The 498-nt window shown below is 23.3% G+C and carries 1 pseudogene; it reads left to right on the top strand.

Annotated elements, in window-relative coordinates:
- Positions 1-468 (top strand): annotated as a pseudogene (locus CCO88_RS10035) (motility associated factor glycosyltransferase family protein); the annotation flags it as partial.
- Positions 469-498: the final 30 nt, after the last annotated feature.

Genomic DNA, 498 nt, shown 5'->3' with positions numbered 1-498 from the left:
GATAAAGATTTAAATAAACCTTTTGATTTTCCAAAATTTCTAGATAAAAAACTAGCCAAAGAAAAATTAGAAAAAACAAAAAAATATCTCCAAAAAAGCATTTTAGAATCCAAAGAATTTATAAAAAAAACTCAAACTCAGCTTCAAAAGCTTAGATACACTTTAGAAAAAAATGACAAGAATTTTCAAACTCTTGAAAAAATCAAAAATGATCTTTTAAATCTTTTTAAAGAATTTAAAAAACTCAAGCTTTTTAATGAACTTTGTCAAGCTATTTATTTTCATAATGAATGCGAAATTTTAAAATTTGAAGTTTTAAACACAAATAAGCAAAAAGAAAATTTAATAGACTTTTTAAAAATACAACACAATTGGTTTATCCAAGGCCTAGGATATCTTGATACTCAAAACAAAACCATAGAAAAAAGTTTAGAAAATTGGAATTTTGACGATATAATCAAAAAATAATTAGGATTTCCAATGACCTTCACCCCTACT

It is taken from the genome of Campylobacter coli LMG 9860 (assembly GCF_000254135.1).
In the GTDB taxonomy this organism is placed as follows: domain Bacteria; phylum Campylobacterota; class Campylobacteria; order Campylobacterales; family Campylobacteraceae; genus Campylobacter_D; species Campylobacter_D coli.
This window is presented reverse-complemented; position numbering and strand designations above follow the sequence as displayed.